Raw genomic sequence first — 25,028 nt, 5'->3', positions numbered from 1 at the left:
AAAATAAGTGAGCGTATTTATTAATAAAGATACAAAGGTAATCGTCCAAGGTATTACAGGTTCAACAGCATTGTTCCATACAAAACAAATGTTGGAATACGGAACAAAAATCGTAGGTGGGGTAACTCCTGGTAAAGGTGGTACAGAGGTAGAAGGCGTACCTGTATTCAACACCTTGTCAGAAGCAGTTGAGAGCACTGGTGCAACAGCATCCGTTATTTATGTACCAGCTCGCTTTGCGGCAGATGCGATCCTAGAAGCGGTTGACGCTGAATTAGATTTGGTTATTTGCATCACTGAGCATATCCCAGTTCTTGATATGGTTAAAGTAAAACGCTACATGGAAGGCAAGAAAACTCGCCTAGTAGGTCCAAACTGCCCGGGCGTTATTACTCCAGATGAGTGCAAAATCGGTATTATGCCTGGCTACATTCATAAAAAAGGCCATGTAGGAATCGTATCCCGTTCTGGTACTTTAACATATGAAGCGGTACATCAATTAACTGTTGAAGGTATCGGTCAATCGACAGCAGTCGGAATTGGTGGAGACCCGGTAAATGGCACGAACTTTATCGATGTGCTAAAAGCTTTCAATGAAGACCCGGAAACATATGCGATCATTATGATCGGTGAGATCGGTGGTACAGCTGAAGAGGAAGCGGCTCTTTGGGTAAAAGAGCATGCAACTAAACCAGTAGTAGGCTTTATCGGTGGTCGCACAGCACCTCCAGGAAAACGTATGGGACATGCTGGTGCTATCATCTCAGGTGGTAAAGGAACAGCCGATGAAAAAATTCGTGTCATGAACGAATGCGGTATTAAGGTAGCAGAGACTCCTGCAGTAATGGGTGAGCTATTAATTTCCGTATTAAAAGAAAAAGGCCTATATGACAAGTGCAAAACTCACTAATCGAATCTAGCTAAGCTAGTAGATTAGGGGTTGTAAAAGGATAGAGCGAGCTGATGAATGGCTATGCTCTATCCTTTTTTTATTTAACGTCAATAACGATTGATCTATTCAATGAACCTCCTTTTATTTGCCTACCTCTATCACGCGGCTGGGTTTAGAGAAGAGTCATCTGAGCGCTAGCCGGTGAAATAGTAAACATTTTTAGGAAGGGTTATCAATAGTACGTCGATTGCCTCTTTTTCCATATAGAGGTAGAGATGCTCTATTCTTGATTTCATCAGATCACCATTCTTTCTTGAATTGTGATAAACATGACAAGCTGGATTTAGATGATTGTAGGGTGTTAGCTTTTAAAAATAACCGGGGTTAGGACTGATAGGACATGGGTCTCTTCGTTATCTGATGGATTGAACCAAGTGTGTTCTAATGTGGAAGGGAAGTGGATTGTGTCGCCTTTTTTGAGGATATACTCTGTTTCGTCAACACAAATGGTCATGGTTCCTTCTAGGACGTAGTAAAATTCTTCTCCAGCATGGTGAAAACTGACATGGCGGGTTTGACCGGGAGGCAATATCGTTAGCAGGGGCTCCATCGTTCTCTCAGGAAAATCTCCACCTAATCGGGTATAGATACTAGGAGATCCTTCTATTCGAAACGGATGTCGATCTTTAACGTGTGTGGCATATTTGTTAGCTTTTTTAGATTCAAAAAAATAAGTAATGGGAACCTGTAAACTCTCCGCAATTTTTTGAAGGGAGGTAATAGCGAGCGAACTGTTGCCTCTCTCTACTTGTGATAAAAAACTGATCGAGAAACCTGACTTTTCGCTCAGATCTTTAAGCGTTAATCCCTTTTGTAAGCGAATGCTTCTTATTTTCTCATATATACTCTCCAAATCATCACCTCTAAAATGTAGAAAATGCAATTTTTGTAGTGTAAAAACATATTACAGCAATACAAAAAAATAATCCATTTTTTATTTTGAAAATTCAGTAAATTGTTTCGGTTAGTAATGATAATTGACGATTTTATATTTGTTTTGTTTGAATATTCATTTTATAATAAAAGAACGTTTGTTTGGGTTTGGTGACGTGATACATCTGTATTTCCATTCTAGTGAAGAGGTGATTTTCATGTTTGCATTTTTTCAGTATAATTGGCAGGTTAGAGATGAATGGTTAGAATGGTGCAAGCAACTGACTACAGAAGAGCTACTGATGAACCAAGTTGGGGGCGTAGACAATATACTAAATACGCTTTTACATATTATTGATGTGGAATATAGTTGGATTCGGGCTATCCGGGGAGAACAGGATGTTGCTTTGCAATGTGGGGACTATCCTACCATAGAAAAAGTGAAATCCCTCTCTGATACATGTCGTACCGAACATGAGGGATTTTTGAAGACAGATGTACATGTTTTACTAAACACCATAGTAATAGTTCCATGGGATCAAGGAAGGTTTACAGTAAGAGAGATTTTACACCATGTTATTGCTCATGAAATTCATCATATTGGTCAATTATCTGTCTGGGCAAGGGAACTACATAAACAACCAGTCTCTGCAAGCTTTTTAGGACGGTTATACTTAGAGTAGAGGGAAGCATTGTTCTGGTTTATTACTGTCTACAGTCAGAGGCGAGAAGACGAGAGGACCTTTTTGAAGGAGAGTTACTGTCATTTTCACAACCGTCTCGCCATCAAAAAGGTACAATGATAGATAGCTGATAACTAAATGGTAAAAAAGTAAATACATTAGAGCTGTCGTTATCATTCATGTTCTAAGTACTGATCTTTGGGTTATATGCGTACTTAGGCCTTCGTCTCATGTAACGTCCATAGCTGATCGTCAAATTTGCCATAACGTGAAATGGTTAGTGCTTTGATCAAAGCATGTCCTTTTAACAAAATTTCTTCAAATTCCTGTTCGGGATCAGAGAGACTTACAATGGCGCCTCCTACACCTATTGTCGTTGTTTGAGGAGACATTACAATGGTTCGTATGACAATATTGAGGTCAATTGTTCCGTTTAACCCTAGAAATCCAATAGCACCAGAATAGATGCCCCGAGCGTTGGTTTCCAATTCGTCGATGAATGTCATTGTACGCAATTTCGGAGCCCCGGTCATTGAACCTCCAGGAAAAGCAGCACGTATGCAATCGATTCCTGACAGCTCAGGTCTGAGTGTTCCTTGAATTGTAGATACCATTTGGTGTACCGTTTGATAGGATTCAATAGCCATTAATTTGGGAACACGAATGCTTCCCGTTTCACATACTAGGCCTAAATCATTGCGCAACAGGTCAACAATCATGAGATTTTCGGCCCGATCCTTCTCACTGCTGCGTAATTGTTCTGCAAGACGCATATCCTCCTCGGAATCAGAGCCGCGTGCTATGGTGCCTTTTATAGGCTTGGCCTCAACCAATCGATTTTGATCGATTTTTAAGAACCTCTCTGGAGATGAACATAGGATACTTAGGTCGTGAAACTTGAAAAAAGCAGAGTAAGGAGCTGGATTAATCTCGCGTAGAATTCGGTACGTCAACATTGGATCGAAATTCTCCCGCGTATGAATTCGGTTCGTTAAACAAATTTCATATGTTTCACCGTCTAAAATATATTGCTTGCATGCCTCTATGCTATCTACATATTGTGAGTGCGATTGACTTAAGTGAAAGGAAAGCGGTTGCTTGACATCACCTGTATTGGGAATTTCTAAAGCTGGCTGTAGGGGAAGGTTTTTTAGTTTTTGTTCCATACTTTCAAACCACAGGTCAGCTGAAGCAGGATCATGAATGGGTACAATGCTAACCAAATAGATACACTTTTCCTGATGATCAAAAGCAAGCAGTCGATCGGCATAGATAAACATTGCGTCAGGGGTTGCTGCGGTGTGGTGTAGGGAAGCACCGCATTCTGCTTTTAATTCATAGCCAAAGTAACCAACGAACCCTCCGTTAAAATCAAAAGGCAATTCAGTAGATTCTTGTTGCATGCTATATAATTCGCGGTCTAAATAATCAAAAATGCTCTCAGTGACTTCAGTTTGGCCCGTAGAATCTTTTATTTTGATCTGTTTGGTCGCTGTTTCATAGGAAATAACCCGGCTTAATGGACCATCGTTCGTTCCCATAAATGAAAAACGTGACAAATTTGATTCTACATGATTGCTATCTAACCAGTATGTATATGTTTCTTTTGCGAATAAGTGAAGAAAGACTCTTTCTGGTTCTACATACATCGTTACTTTTCGGCTGATAACCTTGACAGTTGGGCATGTATCTGTCTTTTTGTGAGATATTCCCTGAGGGACAATTGAATGAGGCGGAATGTTAGACAAAATACACATCTCCTTGTATATGTTAATTACGTAATTATTGTGTGTAGGAAATTTCCTCCCTTTGATAGTTACATAAAATTGATACCAATTGCAAAATTATTTTTGAGGAGTCTTAAAGACTTGTAAACGCATCAAGAGCATCTGGATGGAATTACTTATCCTAAAAAGATTTATTGATCGTCTAAATTCACGTATGATTGATACAGCATGTTTCCTGAAACCATACATTTTCGAAAAAATAATCCCAGTATAATGTGAGGATGCCCTTTTGCAGTGGAGAGGAGTAAAGACTGTGAAGACCTTATTAATTGACAACTATGATTCCTATACGTTCAATCTTTATCAACTTTTCGCGTCTACAAGTGGAGTGTTGCCAACAGTCGTTCGTAACGATCAATTTACATGGTCGGAATTACAGAACCTGTCGTTTGATAACATTGTCATTTCACCTGGACCAGGAACCCCGGCAAATGTAAAGGATTTTGGGATTTGTAGAGACGCTTTGCTTAAAGCTGAAGTTCCCATTTTAGGGGTCTGTCTGGGGCATCAGGGAATTGGTCATATATTTGGTGCAAAAATCATTCATGCACCAGAGGCGATGCATGGGAGATTAAGCAACATATGGCATAATCATTCAGCGTTGTTTAGTGGAATTCCACAAGGCTTTCAGGTGGTTCGTTATCATTCTCTAATAGTTGAGGATAGACTCCCTGAATGCCTTGAGAAAACGGCATGGACAAGTGATGGTATCATTATGGGATTGCGCCATAAAGAGCGGCCTATTTGGGGAGTACAGTTTCACCCTGAGTCAATTTGTACTGAATTTGGCCAGCAATTAGTTGAAAACTTTACAGAACTGACCAGAAAATATCATTCTTCAAAAAAAGCACAGCTAGAGGACTTTGAGAATGAAACCCTCCATCCAAAATGTCTAGTCATGTAAGTTGAACATCATGGGGCTGCATGATAAAACTTCCCTTCCTGATAGCGTTAATTTTCGCTTGGGAGGGGATTTTATATTTTAGTAGCTTATTGGTATATTGCTCTCGGGAATTATGTAAAGAGATGAGCGATTCCGAGTTCCCCCATATCCTGAGCTTTATTTAGTACAAATAAACAAGAAAACAGACGGAATTTCAGGGTTTTCTTACAAACAAATCAAGGACAAAAAAATGTATACGAATATGAAAAAGAGCGGGATGCTCCTTTCGAGCGGATAGATGGCAAGAAATTCGTTGCTAAAGTTACACCGGTAATCATAGAGGGCAGGGAAGTACTCAATACGGAGCCATATAAAATTGATGAGGAAATGAGCTCGTCAAGTGAGCCGGATATCATCTCTTATTTTTGGCTAGAAAATGACATATGCTACCAAGTCTCCTTTGTAAAGAATGGAGATGCTCAATATAAGGCAATAGCGGCTTTAATCAAAGAAAAAATCGTTGAAGTAGATAAGGTCAAACCAATAAGCTAATTCGGGCAGGAAAGGGATGAAGTGAGTCAGAATAATCTGCACTCTGTCCTTTTTAAAGGATAAAAATATTGAAAAAATCAGAAAATTAATTATAATAAAAACTGAGAGGTGATTCAGGTGTCAGAAATAGAGCGAGAACTAGGGCAAACAGCCATGACACACATGACAAAAAAAGGGCAAGAAACCAGACAAAAGTTATTGACAGCAGCCGAGCAGGTCTTTGGGGCAAATGGGTATTATGAAGCGTCCATCGTTATGATTACCCAAGAGGCCCAAGTAGCCCAAGGCACTTTTTATAATTACTTTTCTTCCAAAAAAGCAATTTATGAAGAGCTAATTAGACAACTAAGCCGTGATTTACGTTCCCAAATTAAGCTAGAGGTGATAAAAGCTCATTCCCATGAAGAAGCTTTGCGACTTGGATTCCAAGCATTTTTTCGGTGGGTAAAAGAACATCGGAACCTATATGGGATCGTACAACAAGCCGTGTTAGTAGATGAGGCGTTGTATCGCTGGTACTATGATAAGCTGGCGAGTGGCTTTATCAAAAGCTTGACGGCTGCAATGGAGGAGAAGGCTTTTCGCTCACTAGATAAGGAGACACTAGCTTATTGTCTGATGTCAATTGGACAGTTTTTAGGCATGAGATGGGTTTATTGGGAAAATCAAGAGGTGCCGGTAGAGGTATTTGAAACAGCGATGAGTTTTATTCTGCAAGGTATGGGGAAAAAAGCTGAGAACAAGTAATTAGGAAAGGAGGATGTCTATGCAAGGGATTGCTTACTGGATCGACCAGCGAGCACAGAATACGCCTAATCGAATAGCCATCATTACAGAAGAGCAACAGCTTACCTATAAGGAAATGGGGCAAAAGGTGAATCAGTTCGCTCGGTTTCTCCAACAGGAATGTGGGGTAGATGCTGGAGTCCGAGTAGGGATTTTAGCACAAAATAGTCTGTCCTATGTTTTATTATTGTTTGCTATTGCTAAGCTGGGCGGTATTGCGGTTCCGCTGAATATAAGATTGACCGCAAATGAACTCACCTATCAGCTAGAGGATAGTGGGACCAAAGTATTGTTTACACAACATGAATTTCAGCCTGTCATCGAGCAACTGGAAACGAAGGTGAGTTTGATACAGATTATTTGGATGGATCACAAGAAACATGTTTCCGGTGAAGAAGCACGAGATCGAGTAGCCACTGCTATTGAAGCTGATTTTGAAAACGCTATCAATCTGTTGTCAAGCCAACCTCTCATTTATGAAAAGATGAATGCTAAAGCCCCCTATCTAATTTGCTATACCTCTGGCACCACAGGACGCCCCAAAGGAGCAGTATTAACACAAGAAAATATGTTTTGGAATGCGATCCATAATTTGACCTCTTTAGATATTACTTCGAGTGATCGTTCCATTGTATTACTACCCTTATTTCATATCGGAGGAATTGGACTGTTTGCTTTTCCAACATTGTTTGCAGGAGGAAGCATTGTTATTGTGGGCAGGTTTCATCCAGACAAAGCCTTAGAAATGATCCAACAGTATCAAGTGACAATCGTCATGGGGGTTCCGGCTATTCATGATGCACTTAGAAGAAGTCAATTATTTTCCACTACAGACCTGAGCTCCGTCCGCTGGTTTTATAATGGAGGCGCCCCTTGCCCACATGAGCTGATTTTGTATTATCAGGATCGAGGGCTTCCTTTTGGACAGGGTTTTGGTCTAACCGAGACATCCCCCACTGTTTGTATGCTTTCAGCTGAGGATGCACGCCATAAGGTTGGCTCTATTGGCAAGCCTGTCTTATTTTGTGAAATTAGGCTAGTGGATGAGCATGATCAGGAAGTACCAAATGGGGAAGTGGGTGAACTGGCAATAAAAGGTCCTCACGTGATGAAGGAGTATTGGAATTTACCCAACGAGACGGCAAAGGCAATGCGTAATGGTTGGTTTTATACAGGTGATTTAGCGAGAAGGGATGAAGAAGGCTTCCTCTATATTGCTGGACGTCGCAAGGAAATGATTATATCCGGTGGCGAAAATATTTACCCTTTAGAGGTAGAGCAAGCGATTGGCTCATTACCGGAAGTAGCTGAAGTGGCTGTGGTTGGTGTAGCAGATGAGAAATGGGGTGAGGTAGCAAAGGCTTTTGTAGTCATAAAAGAAAGTGCTACGCTTACAGAGGAAATACTTCGGCAAGCGTGTCAAATGAAAATCGCAAAATATAAAATACCTAAATATTTTGTCTTTTTGGCTGAATTGCCTCGAAATGCGACAGGCAAGATCAATAAAACTGCTTTGCAAAGGATAGGATCAAATCATTGATAAGGAAGGTGACTGCAACAATGAGTTTTAAGATTGGACAGAGTGCCTCATTTAGCCGAACCATGACAGAAACAGATTTCGTGATGTTTGCTGGATTAAGCGGCGATTACAATCCCATCCATGTTGATAAGGAATATGCAGGTGATACACGGTTTGGACAGAGAATTTCCCATGGATTACTAACAGCTAGCCTATTATCCCGTCTACTAGGAATGCATTTGCCAGGTAAAGGGTCTGTTTATAAGGATCAGACCTTGCAATTTAAGGCTCCTGTGTTTATTGGAGATACCATCACAGCCACTGCTACTGTAAAAGAGTTTAATGAAGCACGAAGAACATTAATTTTAGTAACAGAATGCATGAATCAACATGGCAAAGTAGTTCTCACTGGAATAGCTACTATGGTGGTGCCAGGAGAAGGGGAGAAGATATGAATAGAAAACAGAGTAACATAGCAAGTGTTAGCATTGGGATTGAGGAAACGGGTGTTTATTTCCCTCCTCACATTGAAACAGCAGACCTGCTCGCTCAAAAAACAGGTATTCCTGCATCCGTTATCATAGAAAAGTTTGGACTTTATGAAAAACATGTAGCGGATGATACGCTTCACGTATCTGATCTGGCGATAGCGGCTGCTACATCATTTGTAGGAAAGAAAATTCGTCCAGAAGAGCTTGATGTCATTATCTATTTTGGTAGCCCGCACAAGGATTATTACGTGTGGTCGTGTGCAGCTAAAATTCAGCATGAGCTAGGGGCTACAAACGCATATGCTTTTGAAATTATGAATGTCAGCTCCTGCTTTCCTATCGCGTTAAAGGTGGCAAAGGATATGCTAACGGCCGATAATAGCATTCGGAATATTCTGCTCGTTGCTGGGTGTAAAGAATCGCACATTATTGATTACGACAATCCGCGATCCCGGTTCATGTTTAACTTCGCTGATGGTGGAACTGCTGCATTAGTTACACGCGGAGCTTCTAAGAGTCGAATTTTACAATCAGCTGTGATAACTGATGGATCATTTCACGACGATGTCAAGGTACCTGGGGGTGGCAGTAAAAATCCAGCAAGCCACGATACGGTGGAGAAGCGTCTTCATTATATTGACGTGACGAACCCTTCTGGCATGAAGGAGCGTCTTGATCCCATATCCGTTCCTGCTTTTGTGAAAGTGATTGAACTAGCACTACAAAAGAGCGAAAAAACCATTCAGGATATAAAGCTACTTTTACCACTGCATACCAAGCGTTCCATGTTTAGAGAGTTATTACAACGTCTAGGCCTAGCTGAGGATCAGGCGATTTATTTAGATCACCATGGACATATGTCAGCATTAGACCCATGCATTGGTTTGCATTTTGCACAGAAAAAGCATCTGTTGCATAAGGGAGATATTGTCGTAGCAGTAAGTGCTGGTACGGGATATACCTGGGCAGCTACCGTTCTTGAATGGATGGGGGAGGATTGCTAATATGAAAAGCTTGGAAAATCGCCCTTTTTGTCATAAGCGATCAAGGCTTCATACACTTTTTGTAACCAACCTACTCTCCATAATCTGTTCGTTTTCCCTAATTTTCCTTGTGGGGTCACCTGTGTTTGCCTCAAGCTTTACGTATTCAGAAGCTTGGGGAAATGAAGCAGACGATCCTTCGATGTTCCGTACGCCAGTCGCTATGGCAAAGGATCTTACTGGCAATATATATGTGGCTGATATGGGGAATCATCGGATTGTGAAAATGAATAAGTCTGGTAAGGTACTAGAGACCTTTGGTGGTCTTGGTGACAAGCCAGGAAAGTTCAACATGCCGTTTGGAGTCGCTATTGATAAGGAGGGGAATATTCTAGTAGCAGATACGGGGAATTATCGGATACAAAAGTTTGATCATCAATTCCATTTTTTAAAAAGCTGGGGAACCCGTGGGAAAGGGGAAGGAGAGTTTGGTTTTCCACGAGAGCTAGCGGTTGACAGCAAGAATAACTATTATGTTACTGATGAATATAATCATCGTATTCAAAAGTTTGATCAGGCTGGGGCATATCTACTAACGATTGGCACATACGGAAAAGGACAAGGAGAGCTTGCCCTCCCACAAGGAATTGCAATTAGTCCAACTGATGAGGTATACATAGCTGACACATTTAATAATCGAATACAGGTGTTTAATGATAAAGGCAAGTTCCAAAGACAGATTGGAAAAGGTGAATCTGGTCTTGGACCCTGCCAATTTAATTTTCCGAGAGGCATCAATTTCGATCCTTTATCAGGTGCATTCTACGTGGCAGATACCTTTAACAATCGGATCATGAAATTTGATCAGCAGGATCGCTTTTTGTATACTGTGGGACTATTTCCGATTTTAATCTATCCAAACCAGGTGTTGCCTGATGGGGGTGGGAAATTCTACGTAACAGATACGGGGAATAATCGGATTGTTGTCTATAAAGATTCCGTTTTGAGTGCTGTGCTAGATGGTTCTATCGGAAACTCTCGTGGTGACAAAAAGCAGTATGCGGGTCCTTTCGATGTGGAAATTGACAAAAGCGGCAATATCTTTGTGGCTGATTCATTTAATCATAGGATTCTAAAGTATAATTCCAGTGGAGTGCTCGTTGGAAAATGGGGCAATAATTTCGGAAATGGTGGCCCCAATGCTTTTGGCAGTTTGCCTGGTCAATTTATCGTTCCACGTCAGGTTGCTATAGATGCTTACGGATTTGTTTATGTTGCTGACTCTGTGAATCATCGCATTCAGAAATTTACCAATACGGGTGTTTTTGTAGCTACCTATGGATCGATGGGCTATCTCAGCGGTTTTTTTCAATTTCCAGCAGGTGTAGCAGTTGATAGTAAAGGAAACATCTTTGTGGCTGATACACTTAATCATCGCATTCAAAAATTTAATCCGTTTTTCATTTACATGACAGAATGGGGCCAAAAGGGAACAAAAGAAGGCCAGTTTAACCAGCCAATGCAATTGGCCATTGATTCAAAAGACAACATATATGTGGTGGATCGGAATAATCATCGTATTCAGAAGTTTGATAATAGCGGACGTTTTCTAGCTAAATGGGGAACGAATGGTGGTGTAGGTGCAACAGACCAATTGGGAAATTGGAAGGAAGGAAAAGGGGATTTGTTTCTCCCAATCGGTATTGCCATAGATAAACAGGATCGTGTTTATGTCGCGGATACCTCGAACAATCGAATGGAAATGTACGATCAAGAGGGAAAATTTCTTAAGGAGTGGGGGCATTTTAGTGGAGCAGACGGACATTTTTTCTCTCCGCAGGGAGTAGGGATTGATTCTTCAGGAGCACTGTGGATTGCGGATGGGCTGCTGCAACGGATTCAAAAATTCGTTCCATCGGACTAAAAAATAATGGTGCATGTTGTTTTTTCGAGTGAATATACTCCAAATAGCTGATAGAGAGGAGAAATAGTTGCTATGAGTCAGATTAATACGCAGAAGCTACAAGCAAAAGTAGTGATCGTAACAGGAGGAGCCAATGGTATAGGCAAAGAGACCGTGAAGCTGTTTTTAGAGGAAGGCGCAAAGGTGGTCATCGCTGATTATAATCAAAGTGCGGGAATCACCTTATTGGAGGAGTGCCAGCAGGCTGGTTTTGAGCATGTTAGGTATGTACAGGTAGATGTCTCCAACATGGAGAGTGTCGAGAAGCTGGTTCAAAGTGTAATCGAAGCATTTTCCACAGTGGACATTTTGATTAACAATGCGGGGATTACGCAGGATGCTATGGTAGCAAAAATGACGGTAGAGCAATGGCAACGGGTTATTGATGTTAACCTGAATGGGGTTTTCTACTGCACAAAAGCAGTTATTCCGCATCTGATTGAGAAAGGCTCGGGTAAAATTATTAATACATCATCTATTGTCGGCTGTGCTGGTAATATTGGCCAAACCAACTATGCTGCATCTAAAGCAGGAGTAATTGGGATGACAAAAACTTGGGCCAAGGAGCTAGGTAGAAAGGGAATAACGGTCAATGCGGTTGCTCCGGGCTTTATTGAAACTTCAATGGCTCTAAAGGTACCTGAGAAGGTACTGTCAAATTTGGTTGCCCAAATTCCTCTCCATCGTCTAGGGAAGCCATCTGATATTGCAAAAGCTTACCTATTCTTAGCCTCAGAGGATGCAGATTATGTAAACGGTACGGTCTTAGAGGTGAATGGCGGACTGTCGATTTGAACAAGTAACGATAAAGCGCGCTGATCTCATGAAGAGATGGCGCGCTTTATTAACAAAAATTAATAATTTCTTTATTAGATAAAAAAACGCTGGAGGAAAAATTTTATTTATAAAATATAAGGAAGCATTTATTTATAATATATTCTTAAAATTCAATAATGGCCTATTTTTCCATAATAATAAAAGAATTACCTTTTTGAAAAAAAGTGAATATAGTAACTTTTAGCTTTTCGTCATATAGACATCGCTGGAAAGTTTAGGTATATTAAAAATATGGAAAAAATTTTTCAATAATATGCTTTTATAGTAAAGATTATCTTAAAAAGTCATTTTATTTCATAACAGGAATGTGAATGAAATTTGCTGTTTGTTTTGAATTTACTTACAATTCACTTTTTGATTATTCGCTTCTAACAGAAAGTAGCTAGAGCACTTTATTTAGTTTGATTGAAGGTGATAGCTTAATCAGCATGCACTTTTATGAAAAGGAATGCAAGCGAAGTGTTGCATTGGGCAATACGAATACCAAAGGGAGAGGTAATTTATGCTATCAAAACTAGACGAGCTACAGTCATTTATTGGTGATACACCTCTTTTACATTTGAAAAACGATACGATGAACCTTTATACCAAGCTGGAATTTCAGAATTATAGTGGAAGTGTGAAAGTTCGGCCGGCTTATTACATATTAAAATCTGCAATTGAGAGAGGCGAAATAACCCCTACGACTACTGTAATTGAATCTACTTCCGGAAATTTTGGCATCGCATTAGCCTATTTATGTAAAAAGCTCGAAATTCCCTTTATACCTATTGTTGATAATAATATTAATGAGATATATGAAAAGGTTTTACGTGTCACCGCTACCAAGGTGATAAAAGTAACCGAGCGAGACGAGACTGGTGGTTATTTATTAAATCGAATAAGAAAAGTAAATGAACTTCTACGTACAATCAAAGATTCATTTTGGACAAATCAGTATGCAAACCGGGATAGCTTCCTGGCTCATTATCATGGATTAGGCAGGGAAATTGCCGACTCCTTTGAACATCTGGATTATGTGTTTATCGGTGTTAGCTCGTGTGGAACCATTGCTGGTGTGTCCCGCAGATTAAAAGAAAAGTTTCCATCCGTTAAGGTTATTGCAGTAGATACAGAGGGTTCGGTGATATTTGGGAATAGTCCGAAAAAACGCTTTATTCCAGGGATTGGATCTAGCATGGTCCCAGAAATACTGAAGGAGGCTATGATCGACGAGGTGATTCATGTACCCGAGTATCGAGCAATCCAAGGGTGTCACGAACTGCTAGAAAAGCACGCTTTATTTGTAGGTGGCTCATCGGGCAGCTCCTATTATGCTATCAAGCATTATTTTGCAGATAAGACATTTCAAACACCGCCGAATGTAGTCTTTCTTTGTCCTGATAGCGGTTTATCTTATGTGGATACGATTTATAACAAAGAGTGGGTAGAAAAATTCTGCCTACACCAATCATAACGATATAAAACGTCCTATCACGATTATCTATCATCAAGCATCTAATTTGGGGGCGTTATCTATGACTAGTAAACCAAAATACGTAATGGGGGAGTGATGAATACATGAGAGATTTAGCATTTGTGTTTTCTGGACAAGGCTCACAATATGTCAATATGGGAAAAGAGTTATGCGATCATTACGCTATTGCTAGAAGGACCTTTGAAGAGGCCGAGCAGATCGTAGGATTTGATTTACGTAAACTATGCATCGAAGGCGATCTTGAGGAGCTGACCAAAACGGCTAATGCTCAACCAGCTATTTTAGCTACAAGTATTGCTCTTTGGCGTGTTTATATGCAGGAGATAGGTGTCAAGCCTCATTTTGTCGCTGGACATAGCTTAGGTGAATATTCCGCACTTGTTTGCGCTGGAGCAATGAATTTTTCACAGGCAGTTCGTTTCGTTCATAAGCGCGGTCTACTTATGCAGGAAATAACGGCTCAAGGAACTGGAGCGATGGCATCTGTTTCGGGAATAGACAAGGCTGACATTGAAAAGGTTTGTTGTGAATATTCAGATGAGGAGAACTTTGCGCATCTTTCTAACATTAATTCCTCACGTCAAGTAGTTATTTCCGGTCATCGCCAAGCGATTGAAAAGGTAGCAAAAATACTGGAACAGATGGGGGCTACAGTCATATTCTTGCGTGTTAGCGCCCCGTTTCATAGTCCACTAATGCAATCAGTTGCTTCCTCTTTACAGACGGAGCTTCAACAAAATAGCTATCAGCCTATGCGTTATTCTGTCATTGCGAATGTCGATGGACAGCCATACACAAGCAGTGATCAAATTGTAGAAAATTTGACTACACAAGTGACGGCACCGGTTCAATGGCTTGCCACTATGCAGTTTTTATACCAAAAGGGCATTCGAAAAGTAATCGAGTTTGGACCGAATAAGGTCTTGCGCAATTTAATGAAAAAGGAATATCCTGATGTACTTGCCTATTCATATGATGTCGCACAGGATGTTGTTGGCGTGAAAGAAATGATGGGATTCCCGGCGGATTATCAAGCCTTTATTCCTAGTGTAGTTACAAAATGCTTAGCTGTTGCTGTTGCAACACCAAATCGAAATATGGATGCTGAAGCGTATCAACAAGGTGTGATTGAGCCATATCGACGGATTCAAAAGCTACAAAATGAGCTGGAAGAGACAGGCGTAGAACCGACCGTAAAACAAATGCGTGAAGCCCTTGATATGCTGACATCGGTATTTGTAACCAAAAAAACTCCAACTGAGGAACAGAAAAAACGCGTTGATGAAATTCTAGACGAAACAGGGACGGGCTATTTGCTTCCTGAGTTTCAGAATTACTGATTTGAAAATTGATTGAACCGTCACCTTTACTATGGGAAGAAAAAGGAGCTTTTCACTTGGAAAAAAAACCAGAAGTAACCAAAATTTATCCGCTGACTCCCTTACAAGAAGGCATTTTATTTCACTCCATTGTACATAAAGATTCTGGTGCCTACTTTCAGAGCTTGACTTTTTCGATTGAAGGTCATGTAGAAATTGATCTGTTTTTAAAAAGCGTCAATGTATTAATTGAACGACATGATATTTTACGAACAGCCTTTGTATATGAAAAAGTAAAAAAGCCAATGCAACTGGTGCTTAAAAAACGGGAATTGACGAGCATTCATTTTGAGGATATTTCCAGAGTGCGTGATCAGGAGGAATATGTACAAGATTATTTGAAGAAAGACAAAACACAGGGATTTCATTTATCTAAAGAAGTCCTTATTCGTATTGCTATATTCCAGACATCAAAAGAGTGCTTTAAAGTAGTTTGGAGCTACCATCATTTAATTATGGATGGCTGGTCACTTGGTATTATGTTCCATGAATTTCTACAAATTTACGATTCTTTTGCGTTCCATAAAACGCTAAAGCTGGAACCGGTCCATTCCTATCAGCAATTTATTCAATGGTTAGAAAAGCAGGATAATGAGCAGGCCAAGGAATATTGGGGAGGTTATCTGGAAGGTTATGATCAGTTGGCCGTAATGCCAAGTTTAATCAATAAAGCGAATGCTACTGGATATGAGGCAAAAGAAGCGGAATTTGAGATCGATATTAAAAAAACACAACAGCTTACTAAGCTTGCACGGCAAAATAATGCTACATTAAGCACGGTATGGGAAGCAATATGGGGACTGGTGCTCCAACGATATAACAATGTAGACGATGTAGTGTTTGGATCTGTTGTGTCTGGCCGAAATGCCGAAGTAGCAGGCATTAACCAGATGATCGGATTATTTATTAATACAGTTCCTGTGCGTATTCGGACAGACCGGGTAGAAACGTTTGGACAGCTTGTACAAATGGCTCAGGAAAGCTCAACTAGAGCAAAGATGTATGATTTTTTCCCGCTTTATGAGATGCCAGTAGGTACAAATATGAGTCAAGGCATCATTGACCATGTTTCTATTTTTCAAAAATCACCAATTGATATGAGTGAATCAAGCATTGAGTCAGGTACGAGGGGGCTTGCTCAAGCAATCACTCATCTTGAGTTATTGGAACAAACCAATTATGACTTTAGCATAATGGTCATCACGGGAGAGTCCTTGATCATTCGGATGGGCTACAACGCGAATTTACATAGCTACGACTTTATCAAAAGAATCTTTGGTCATATCGAGGAATTGATAGAACAAGTCATAGCGAATCCAGAAATCGAGCTTAGCCAGCTCAAGATTACGACTCTAGCAGAAGAGAATGAGCTGCTTGAGCGATTCAATGACACCATGCTTTCATATGATCGTAGTAAGACTATTCATGAATTAATTGCGCTACAAGCCAAAAAAACACCGGATCAGATAGCGGTCGTATGTGAGGGAGCTCAGCTAACATATCGTGAATTGGATGAACAAGCCAAGAGAGTCGCTTGCAGTTTGATTGATAAAGGAGTAGGCCCCAATACGATTGTTGGGTTAATGACCGAACGTTCATTGGATATGATGATCGGCTTACTTGCGATTCTTAAAGCCGGAGGAGCATATTTACCAATAGATCCGACCTATCCTGAGGAGCGTGTGAAATACATGCTTACAGATAGTGGCGCTACATTGATTCTTACCCAACGGCATTTAGTCTCAGATAACCAAATGGGGCAGGAATACATTTATCTTGACGAGACGGTAGCGTATGAAGAAGAGTCCTTGTGGAAAGCAGATACTGCTGGGTCAGAGGATTTAGCGTATGTGATTTACACTTCTGGATCAACTGGGCAGCCAAAAGGAGTCATGATTCCTCATAGAGCGGTTCATAATTTTATCCAAGGAATCACTGAGAAACTTGCTTTTACTGAAGGAAAATCAATCCTAGCTCTTACTACCATTTCCTTTGATATTTTTGTATTAGAGACGTTAGTGCCACTCACTCAAGGAATGCGTGTAGTTGTTGCAACAGAAGCACAGCAGCGTGATCCAAAATTATTAAATGAGCTGATCAAGGTTCAAAATATCAATTCCTTGCAACTCACACCTTCTCGACTGCAATTGCTTTTATACAGTGAGGCAGATTGCTTTAGCCAATTAGAACAAATCCTGATAGGAGGAGAAGCTCTTCTCCCTTCCCTATTAGCTCAACTGAAAGAACGTACACAAGCCAAGATATATAATATGTACGGTCCTACAGAAACAACGATCTGGTCGTTAATACAGGATGTGACAAATACAACTGCTATTACAATCGGAAAACCAATCGCGAATACACAAGCCTACATTCTCAATCAGCACAATAGCTTACAGCCAATCGGTATGACAGGCGAATTGTGTTTAGCAGGTGACGGCTTATCAAAAGGTTATCTGAATCGAGAGGAACAGACTTCCGAAAAGTTTGTGATAAATCCATTCCAAACAGATCGAATGATGTATCGCACTGGTGATTTAGCAAGATGGCTTCCAGACGGAACGATTGAGTTTAAAGGTAGAATCGACCATCAAATCAAGATTAGGGGCTTCCGCGTTGAGCTTGGCGAGATTGAGAATTGCTTAGTAAAACACCCAGCGGTTCACGAAGCAGTGGTGATCGTGGAGGAGGTTGGCGCTTCGCAGAATCTAACCGCTTATTACGTAGGGCAGCATGATGTAAATCCGCATGAGCTTCGTCAGGTACTTCGTCAGGAATTACCAGAATATATGGTTCCAGCACACTTTGTTTTTCTAAAGGAGCTTCCGCTTACAGCTAACGGGAAGATCGATCGAAAGCAATTACCTAAACTGAGCGAAGGTGTACGATCAAGTGAAGTGCTCATTCAGTCTCCGCATACAGAGGTTGAGCGGGAGTTAGTGGAGATCTGGAAAAATGTATTGAAACGGGATGTCATTGGTTTACATGAAAGCTTTTTCGATTTAGGCGGAAATTCCATTCTGCTAGTTCAGATGCATGCCCAAGTAGATAAAAAATATGCGGGGAAAATAGATATTGGAGATGTTTTTTCCTACTCTACAATTGCGAAGTTAGCCAGCTATATTGAATCGAGGACAGTAGAGAATCTACCATTGATTCAAATTCCAGCCATCCAGCTCCCTTCAGAATATTTTAATGTAACTGAAGGTCATAACAGTACGCTATTCACGTTTGCTTTTCAGGAAGAAATGGTTGCTGGCTTACATATGGTAGCAGATCGGTACAGTGTCGAGATAGCTGATATTTTACTTGCAATGAATCTGTATTTGTATGCTGAAGTCGGCGAACTGACTGATGTCACCCTTCAGTTGCAGACAACGGATCATAGAACCATAGCTATTCACGTAAATATGAGCAGCATTGAAGATTTTGGCGACTTATTTAGATATGTAAGAGAAGCGCGAATACAGCCAAATCTCCTTTCTCTATATTCTATACAGTCATTGGAAAAGAGCTATACAAGTAAAAAAAATGAACAAATATGGCCGTTATTTACCGAATATTCTTCTCAGTCAAACGAATTTAATCGCTTGTTTGATCTCATATTTGAATTGCAAATCGAGCCAAAAATGATTGCTTTTGAATGTCGATATGATCAAAACAAATTAAACCATGGAAAAGTCGAGGAACTCATTTATGGGTATCTCAAGCTACTTTCTCTCATGCTAGAAAATGAGCATCAAGCAACTATCTAATCGAGCTGGAAAAGAGGGGAGATAAGTGAAGAAAAAATTACTGGATTTAACAGGGGTGAATTTAACCCAAAAAGACGAGCGCACGGTTGTTCAAATGAAAAGTGTGAAAAAAAATGACATTGCGATCATCGGAATCTCTGGACGCTTCGGTGAAACGCAAAATTTGGAAGAGTTTTGGGAGACATTACGTAATGGCAACGATTGTATTCGTACGATCCCAGAGTCACGACAAAAGGATATTGATCGATTTATTAACCATGTTCAGCCGCATATCCAAAAGCGGTATTTACATGCTGCCTATTTAGAAGAAATTGATCAGTTCGATTACCAGTTATTCTCGATTTCACCTAAAGAAGCTAGTTTAATGGACCCTAATCAACGTCTATTTTTAGAAGAAGCATTCTCAGCAATTGAAGATGCTGGTTATGGCGGTCAAAAAATTACGGGAACCAGAACAGGTGTTTTTGTTGGATATAGTGCAGATGCAGACTCAGGGGAGGACTATAAGCAATATATTAAAAATGTTGCTCCATCTCTGTCTGGGGCAGCCATTCCCGGTAACATAAAGTCTATCATTGCGAGCAGAATTGCCTACACGCTCGATTTGCACGGGCCAAGCATGGTAGTGGACACAGCTTGTTCTTCTTCTTTGGTTGCTGTTCATTTGGCGTGTCAGGCGATCATTAATGGTGAATGTGATATGGCTCTTGCAGGAGGAGTCAAAATTATCATGCTTCCCTTAGACGGAGACTTTAATTCAGGAATCGGCATTTCTTCACAAAATGGACGGGCGAAAACCTTTGATAATCGATCAGATGGAACTGGCTTTGGGGAGGGTGTTGGCGTTGTAATGCTAAAAGCCCTTGATCAGGCTATACAAGATAAAGACCATATTTATGCCGTAGTCAAAGGCAGTGCTTTCAACCAGGATGGTCATTCAATTGGAATAACGGCGCCTAATTCACTAGCACAGGAAGACGTGATTGTCAGGGCTTGGAAAAATGCAGATATAGAGCCGTCGACTATTCAATATATTGAGGCACATGGGACCGGAACCTCACTAGGAGACCCTATTGAAATTAAGGGGATTCAGCGAGCTTTTGCAAAGTATACAAATCAGCAGCAATTTTGCGGTATCGGTTCGATAAAAACGAACTTTGGGCATCTCGACCATGCAGCAGGAATTGCTGGTTTAATCAAAAGTATTTTATCACTAACACATAAGGAACTTCCTCCTACAGTTAATTTCCAATATCCCAATCAAAAAATTCCGTTCGACAGTTCACCGGTCTATGTTAACGACTGTCTAAGGGAATGGGAATCGAATGGGCATCCGCGTCGTTGTGGAATCAGTTCATTTGGCTTGAGTGGTACCAACTGCCATATCGTCTTGGAGGAAGCGCCTGCACCTAAGCTGCGTCCTCCATTATCAGATCAAGCATCTAAGCCACACATTTTGTCCCTCTCCGCAAAAACTGAGGATGGACTGCGTCAGCTAGTGGATGCTTACATTCAGTATATTGAGAAAAATGAAAAGGTAAGTATAACTGATCTTGCCTATACGTCTAATACAGGCAGAGGACATTATGAATCACGATTGGCGCTGGTAGTGCGTGATCGTACTGATTTAATAGAAAAGCTATCCTTATGTAAAACGGAATTATTTGCTACGGAAGAGCGGATCGGCTGCTATTCAAATTCATTTAAGATCATACATGATCAGAAACCCAATCGAAGTGAAAAAGAGATTACGGAAGCAGATATCAGACAATTGAGCGAACAGGCAAATGCTTTAATTAGTCAGCTTGTTAAGGCAGAGTCTTCCGAAGTGCTTCTTCATCAGTTGAGCCAATTATACGTCCGTGGAGCAGAGGTGGATTGGGAAAGACTGGTGCAGAAGGAACATGCTCATAAGATAAGTCTTCCCGTATATCCATTTAATCGTAAGCGGTGCTGGGTGGAGCCAGAAGCCGTAAATTCTTACCCGCTTATGAAAAGAGCAGAAAAAGAGCTTGATTTGCCTCTACTAGATCGATTAGAAGCAGAATCGATTGATTCTATTATTTATGCAACTGATTTTCATGTAGATAAACATTGGGTGCTACATGAACATATCGTCAATGATAAATTTGTTGTGCCGGGAACTACGTATCTTGAAATGCTACTTGAAGCTTGCTATCAACAAATACCAACTAGACAAGTGAAAGTAGAAGATATTGTGTTCCTTGCGCCATTCATTTGCGAAAAAGGAGAGTCTCATAAGGTCCAAACCATTTTAAAAGAAAATGGACAAGCTTATGACTTTATCATTGCCAGTCGTTACAACGGAGAGTGGGTGCGACATGCCCAAGGGAAAGTAATAGTTGGCTTAGATGATCATGCTCCGCTGTTACAACTTGAAGAAATAAAAAACAGATGCAGCATCGAGCGCAAAGAGTTTATTCAATACGAAGAGGATTTCTCTGGTTCAGGGGCTATCATTACAGGACCTCGCTGGAATAATGTGCAGCAGGTATATGTTGGTGATGGTGAAGTGCTCGCACACTTTAGTCTGCCAGAACGCTTTGCAGCAGATAAAGATTTGTATCATTTCCATCCTTCTCTGATGGATAATGCTGTTAACTTAGCGATTAACACAGTTAGTCAGGATTTTTATCTGCCGTTTACCTACCGTATTTGTAAAGTGTACAACACAATGCCCAGCAGATTTTACAGTCATCTCAGACTAAAGCCTGATCAGTCTGAAAGTAAGGAAATTATTAATTTTGATGTGACACTAGTAAATGAAGAGGGTGTCGTATTTGCAGAAATTGAAGATTATGCGATAAAACGTGTACACCAAATGGATTTGGGAGTAAACAAAGCAAAAAATGCTAGCTTTTATTATGGCCTGGATTGGATTGAGAAGGAAATAAATCTTACAGATGAGAGCTCCAAAGATATGGGGACTGTACTTATCTTTAAAGATGAAACAAGCATTGGTGATCAAATGAGACAAGCATTTGATTCCATGGACAGGCCGTGGATTCAGGTTGAATGGGGAGCCGAGTTTGAAGAGCTTGACCAGCGCAGTTATAAAATAAACGGCCTTCAATCCGACTATATGACTTTAATCGGATTACTAAAAGAAAGAGGCATTACTCAAATCGTGCACTTGCTATCTGTTGTGGAAAAGCAGGATGTCAACGATCTTTTGGACTTGGAAGAAACGCAGAAAAGAGGCTATGAGAGTCTCGTTCGCCTGACGAAAGCTCTTTTAGAGCATAACATTCATGATGAGATAGAGATTTTGCTCGTGGCTCCATATGTATACGAGTTGAATGAACAGCAGGAATACATTCAGCCACATCACGCTACCTTATTCGGATTGGGAAAAGTGGTAACGCAGGAGTACCCGCATCTATTGTGTAGAGCAATCGATATTGACAAATGGACTACTGCAGAAACCATCCTTGCTGAACTAGGGAGTAAAGACAAGGATTATCTTGTGATGCACCGTAAGGATCAACGATTTGTGGAGGAATTCTGCGAGTGGAATTTAGATGATATTGCAGACGATTCTATCGAAATTCGCGAAAATGGAGTTTATTTACTTACAGGTGGTCTTGGTGCAATTGGGCTCGAAATGGCTCATTATCTTGCTTCGCAGGCTTCTGTCAATCTTGTATTAATTAATCGTTCTTCGTTGCCAAGTAGAGAGCTTTGGGACCAAGTAGAAGAACAGTCCCAGCCAAAATTATATCGACAAATCACAGCTATCCGCCAGATTGAAGCGTTGGGAAGTCATGTCACGGTACTAAGCGCCGATATCAGTGATCAGGATGAATTACAAGCAGTACTTGCTCAAGTTCGGTCACAATTCACGAGGATCAATGGCATCATCCATAGTGCGGGTGTAGCTGGCGAGGGATTTATCCTGCGTAAAGAGGAAGCTAGCAGCCAACAGGTGTTATCGCCAAAAGTAAAGGGTACCTGGTTATTAGACCATCTGACGAAAGGTGATCAGCTTGATTTTATGGTACTGTTTTCCTCGATTAACTCACTGTACGGTGGAGTTGGACAAGGGGACTATGTGGCTGCCAATGCTTACCTAGATGCATTTACGTCCTATCGTAATCGCCATACTGGGAAGACACTGACTATCAATTGGGCGGCATGGAAAGAAGTAGGGATGGCTGTAGAATACGGAGCTAATCGTGATGTAGGATTCTTTAAGTCCTTGTCAACTCATCATGCCATCCAAGCATTTCAGCAGGTTTTGCATAAGCAGTTGAAAAGAGTAACCATAGCAGAAATCAATTATGATAACACTCCTGAACATTTGGATGCTCTATCATTTCATCTCGCAAACCCAATTAAAACCAAGTTGGAAAAAATGGAGAGATTAAAAGATAGAAGACAACGAGCAGTAGCATCTCAAGGCTTACCAGACATTACGTTGCTAGGGCGTAATGCTAGTGAGAGTTATTCTACCAATGAGCGATTAGTAGCGCAGGTCTTTTGCTTGGAATTAGGACTCGACGAAATAAATATCTACGATGACTTCTTTAGTCTCGGTGGAGATTCTATTATTGCCGTCAAGATCGTCAATTCGGTTCAAAAGCATCTGAATAAGAATATTGGGATAAGTGAAATATTCCAAAACGTAACGATTTTTTCACTTGCGGCACATCTTTCTTCTCAAGAAGAGGGTACGAAAGAAAGCATCAGCTCTGAGCAAGCTACAGAAGCACTGAATTTGATGCCGAAGTCAGAGGAAGGAATGGAGCTAACGGGTATGCAACGTCATATCTACTTCCTTCAATCCTATAATCCTTTGATGACTGAACTTACCCTATTGATTGAACAAGAGCTTTCTGCATCTGTTGACATTGAGTTGTTGCAAAAAGCGATTGACGTAGTTACCCAACAGCATGAGGCTCTGCGGACAATTTTCCGTGAAGAGAATGGACTACCCAAACAAGTTATTTTGCCAGCTTTGCGTGTAGAGCCAGAATATGAGGACCTCTCCTATGAGGCAGATGCACATCAATTAGCTAGAAGAAAGCTGAAAGAAGCTAGAATTCGAGCTTGCGAGCTTTCAAAGTCAACATGGCGTCCGATTTTATATCGTTTACCAGAAAAGAAAACGCTCTTTGCTCTCATTATCCATTCACTGATTGCAGATCAATCGAGTTCTGAGTATATTGCGAGTGAGATTCTTCAGGTCTATCACGATCTAAAAGAAAAGAAGCAAATCGTGCTTTCACCAGAGGGTAACTATATCTCCTGGATACGCGATCAGCTTAGCTGGGAAAAGAGTGAAGGGTTTCAACTAGACCAGGCATACTGGCAACAGGAATTACAGAATCCACTTCCTCAATTAAACCTAGCAACAGATTTTCAACGTACTAAGACTCCAAGCTATCAAGGAAGCTTTTTTCCTTTTCAGGTAACGGATAAAAAGATCTACACATCCATTCAAGAAGCAATCAAACGATTAGATATTCCAATGGAAACCTATCTATTGTCAGCCTATTATCTTCTGCTACACAAGCTTACTCTTGATACGGATATCATCATAGGGATGACGGCTCGTCACCAAGGTCATTCAGATAGCAATGAAATAGTGGGAGCACTAACGAACATCTTTTGTATGCGTGTGAAGATAGAAGAAACAGATACAATCGAAGCATTATTTGCCAAGGTAGTAAAAACGAGAATGGCCGCCACTACACACAGTCGTTACCCATTTGATGCTATTGTCGCCCAGGTTAATGCCAAGCGTAGTCAACGAAATCCGATCTTTTCTACGATGTTTAAATGGCATGAATCAATGCCTGCTAACAACGATGGCGTCAGTTTGTATGATGTAAGCTTGGTAGGCGGAGCTGACACAGAACAACTGGATTTTAGATTCGAGTTCAATACGAATCTGTTCAAAATAGAAACGATAAGTAAGCTAGCTGACTATTATTTGAATATCTTGTATGAAATCAGCAAGAGTGGTTTGCGCATTCCTGACGTACAGCTTTTGTCCCAAAATCAACTGCAGGAATGGAAAGAAGCACAGGTATCAAGCATCATGGGAGATTTTGATTTTAATTTCTAACTTATAAAACAAACTAG

16 protein-coding genes are annotated in these 25,028 nt (G+C 40.6%); 13 read left to right on the top strand and 3 right to left on the bottom strand.

What is annotated here, in order from left to right:
* The first annotated feature begins 7 nt into the window (after window positions 1-7).
* Window positions 8-910 carry a succinate--CoA ligase subunit alpha gene (gene sucD / locus BRLA_RS12935; RefSeq protein ID WP_003336193.1) on the top strand — a complete coding sequence of 301 codons (903 nt, stop codon included), beginning with the start codon at window positions 8-10 and terminating at the stop codon, window positions 908-910.
* A gap of 176 nt (window positions 911-1,086) precedes the next feature.
* Here sucD and BRLA_RS25305 read toward each other — a convergent pair whose 3' ends face one another.
* Both BRLA_RS25305 and BRLA_RS12930 read right to left on the bottom strand, forming a co-directional pair.
* Window positions 1,087-1,188, bottom strand: coding sequence for an aminopeptidase P family N-terminal domain-containing protein (locus tag BRLA_RS25305; RefSeq protein WP_119912703.1), 102 nt, complete (start codon window positions 1,186-1,188; stop codon window positions 1,087-1,089).
* A 65-nt stretch (window positions 1,189-1,253) separates the two neighbouring features.
* Entirely contained in the window at window positions 1,254-1,805 is a 552-nt protein-coding gene (locus BRLA_RS12930) for a helix-turn-helix domain-containing protein (RefSeq protein WP_003336194.1), read from the bottom strand.
* A gap of 238 nt (window positions 1,806-2,043) precedes the next feature.
* Here BRLA_RS12930 and BRLA_RS12925 point away from each other — a divergent pair, with 238 nt between their 5' ends.
* Window positions 2,044-2,508, top strand: a complete 465-nt coding sequence (locus tag BRLA_RS12925; RefSeq protein ID WP_003336195.1) for a DinB family protein — start codon at window positions 2,044-2,046, stop codon at window positions 2,506-2,508.
* A gap of 215 nt (window positions 2,509-2,723) precedes the next feature.
* Here BRLA_RS12925 and pabB read toward each other — a convergent pair whose 3' ends face one another.
* Window positions 2,724-4,265, bottom strand: coding sequence for an aminodeoxychorismate synthase component I (pabB, locus tag BRLA_RS12920; RefSeq protein WP_238547447.1), 1,542 nt, complete (start codon window positions 4,263-4,265; stop codon window positions 2,724-2,726).
* A gap of 283 nt (window positions 4,266-4,548) precedes the next feature.
* On the opposite strand from pabB, the gene BRLA_RS12915 reads away from it, so the two are divergent.
* The 11 genes from BRLA_RS12915 to BRLA_RS12865 all read left to right on the top strand — a co-directional run bounded on the left by BRLA_RS12915 (window position 4,549) and on the right by BRLA_RS12865 (window position 25,011).
* Window positions 4,549-5,199 (top strand): anthranilate synthase component II, encoded by a 651-nt coding sequence (locus BRLA_RS12915; protein WP_003336197.1) that lies wholly within the window; start codon window positions 4,549-4,551, stop codon window positions 5,197-5,199.
* Between the two features lie 684 nt (window positions 5,200-5,883).
* The gene (locus BRLA_RS12910) at window positions 5,884-6,477 is read left to right on the top strand and encodes a TetR/AcrR family transcriptional regulator (protein WP_041752598.1); all 594 of its coding nucleotides are present in this window, start codon (window positions 5,884-5,886) and stop codon (window positions 6,475-6,477) included.
* Between the two features lie 19 nt (window positions 6,478-6,496).
* Window positions 6,497-8,056, top strand: a complete 1,560-nt coding sequence (locus tag BRLA_RS12905) for an o-succinylbenzoate--CoA ligase (RefSeq protein WP_003336201.1) — start codon at window positions 6,497-6,499, stop codon at window positions 8,054-8,056.
* Between the two features lie 20 nt (window positions 8,057-8,076).
* The gene (locus BRLA_RS12900; RefSeq protein ID WP_003336202.1) at window positions 8,077-8,490 is read left to right on the top strand and encodes a MaoC family dehydratase; all 414 of its coding nucleotides are present in this window, start codon (window positions 8,077-8,079) and stop codon (window positions 8,488-8,490) included.
* Window positions 8,487-9,530, top strand: coding sequence for a 3-oxoacyl-ACP synthase (locus BRLA_RS12895; RefSeq protein ID WP_003336203.1), 1,044 nt, complete (start codon window positions 8,487-8,489; stop codon window positions 9,528-9,530). Before BRLA_RS12900 ends, BRLA_RS12895 begins: the two co-directional genes overlap by 4 nt.
* 1 nt (window position 9,531) lies before the next feature.
* Window positions 9,532-11,433, top strand: a complete 1,902-nt coding sequence (locus tag BRLA_RS12890) for a 6-bladed beta-propeller (RefSeq protein WP_003336204.1) — start codon at window positions 9,532-9,534, stop codon at window positions 11,431-11,433.
* A 72-nt stretch (window positions 11,434-11,505) separates the two neighbouring features.
* The gene (gene fabG, locus BRLA_RS12885) at window positions 11,506-12,267 is read left to right on the top strand and encodes a 3-oxoacyl-ACP reductase FabG (protein ID WP_003336205.1); all 762 of its coding nucleotides are present in this window, start codon (window positions 11,506-11,508) and stop codon (window positions 12,265-12,267) included.
* A 544-nt stretch (window positions 12,268-12,811) separates the two neighbouring features.
* Window positions 12,812-13,765: a 2,3-diaminopropionate biosynthesis protein SbnA gene (sbnA, locus tag BRLA_RS12880; RefSeq protein WP_003336206.1), complete on the top strand. Its 954-nt coding sequence runs from the start codon at window positions 12,812-12,814 to the stop codon at window positions 13,763-13,765.
* Window positions 13,766-13,869: 104 nt separating this feature from the next.
* Entirely contained in the window at window positions 13,870-15,126 is a 1,257-nt protein-coding gene (gene fabD, locus BRLA_RS12875) for an ACP S-malonyltransferase (RefSeq protein WP_003336207.1), read from the top strand.
* 56 nt (window positions 15,127-15,182) lie between these two features.
* A complete protein-coding gene (locus tag BRLA_RS12870; protein ID WP_003336209.1) occupies window positions 15,183-18,920 on the top strand; it encodes a non-ribosomal peptide synthetase in 3,738 nt (1,245 codons plus the stop codon).
* A gap of 25 nt (window positions 18,921-18,945) precedes the next feature.
* Window positions 18,946-25,011 carry a type I polyketide synthase gene (locus BRLA_RS12865; RefSeq protein WP_003336210.1) on the top strand — a complete coding sequence of 2,022 codons (6,066 nt, stop codon included), beginning with the start codon at window positions 18,946-18,948 and terminating at the stop codon, window positions 25,009-25,011.
* Window positions 25,012-25,028 lie beyond the last annotated feature (17 nt).

The sequence above is a fragment of the Brevibacillus laterosporus LMG 15441 genome, from assembly GCF_000219535.2.
In the GTDB taxonomy this organism is placed as follows: Bacteria; Bacillota; Bacilli; order Brevibacillales; family Brevibacillaceae; genus Brevibacillus_B; species Brevibacillus_B halotolerans.
Note: the sequence above shows the minus strand (reverse complement) of the source record. Positions and strands in the feature narration are given on the sequence as shown.

Excerpts from the sequence above, each read along its gene's own strand:
- BRLA_RS12905 (WP_003336201.1), top strand. The coding sequence starts at position 6,497 with ATGCAAGGGATTGCTTACTGGATCGACCAGCGAGCACAGAATACGCCT.
- BRLA_RS12900 (WP_003336202.1), top strand. The coding sequence starts at position 8,077 with ATGAGTTTTAAGATTGGACAGAGTGCCTCATTTAGCCGAACCATGACA.
- BRLA_RS12890 (WP_003336204.1), top strand. The coding sequence starts at position 9,532 with ATGAAAAGCTTGGAAAATCGCCCTTTTTGTCATAAGCGATCAAGGCTT.
- fabD (WP_003336207.1), top strand. The coding sequence starts at position 13,870 with ATGAGAGATTTAGCATTTGTGTTTTCTGGACAAGGCTCACAATATGTC.
- sbnA (WP_003336206.1), top strand. The coding sequence starts at position 12,812 with ATGCTATCAAAACTAGACGAGCTACAGTCATTTATTGGTGATACACCT.
- BRLA_RS12925 (WP_003336195.1), top strand. The coding sequence starts at position 2,044 with ATGTTTGCATTTTTTCAGTATAATTGGCAGGTTAGAGATGAATGGTTA.
- pabB (WP_238547447.1), bottom strand. The coding sequence starts at position 4,265 with ATGTGTATTTTGTCTAACATTCCGCCTCATTCAATTGTCCCTCAGGGA.
- BRLA_RS12910 (WP_041752598.1), top strand. The coding sequence starts at position 5,884 with ATGACACACATGACAAAAAAAGGGCAAGAAACCAGACAAAAGTTATTG.
- BRLA_RS25305 (WP_119912703.1), bottom strand. The coding sequence starts at position 1,188 with ATGAAATCAAGAATAGAGCATCTCTACCTCTATATGGAAAAAGAGGCA.
- fabG (WP_003336205.1), top strand. The coding sequence starts at position 11,506 with ATGAGTCAGATTAATACGCAGAAGCTACAAGCAAAAGTAGTGATCGTA.
- BRLA_RS12895 (WP_003336203.1), top strand. The coding sequence starts at position 8,487 with ATGAATAGAAAACAGAGTAACATAGCAAGTGTTAGCATTGGGATTGAG.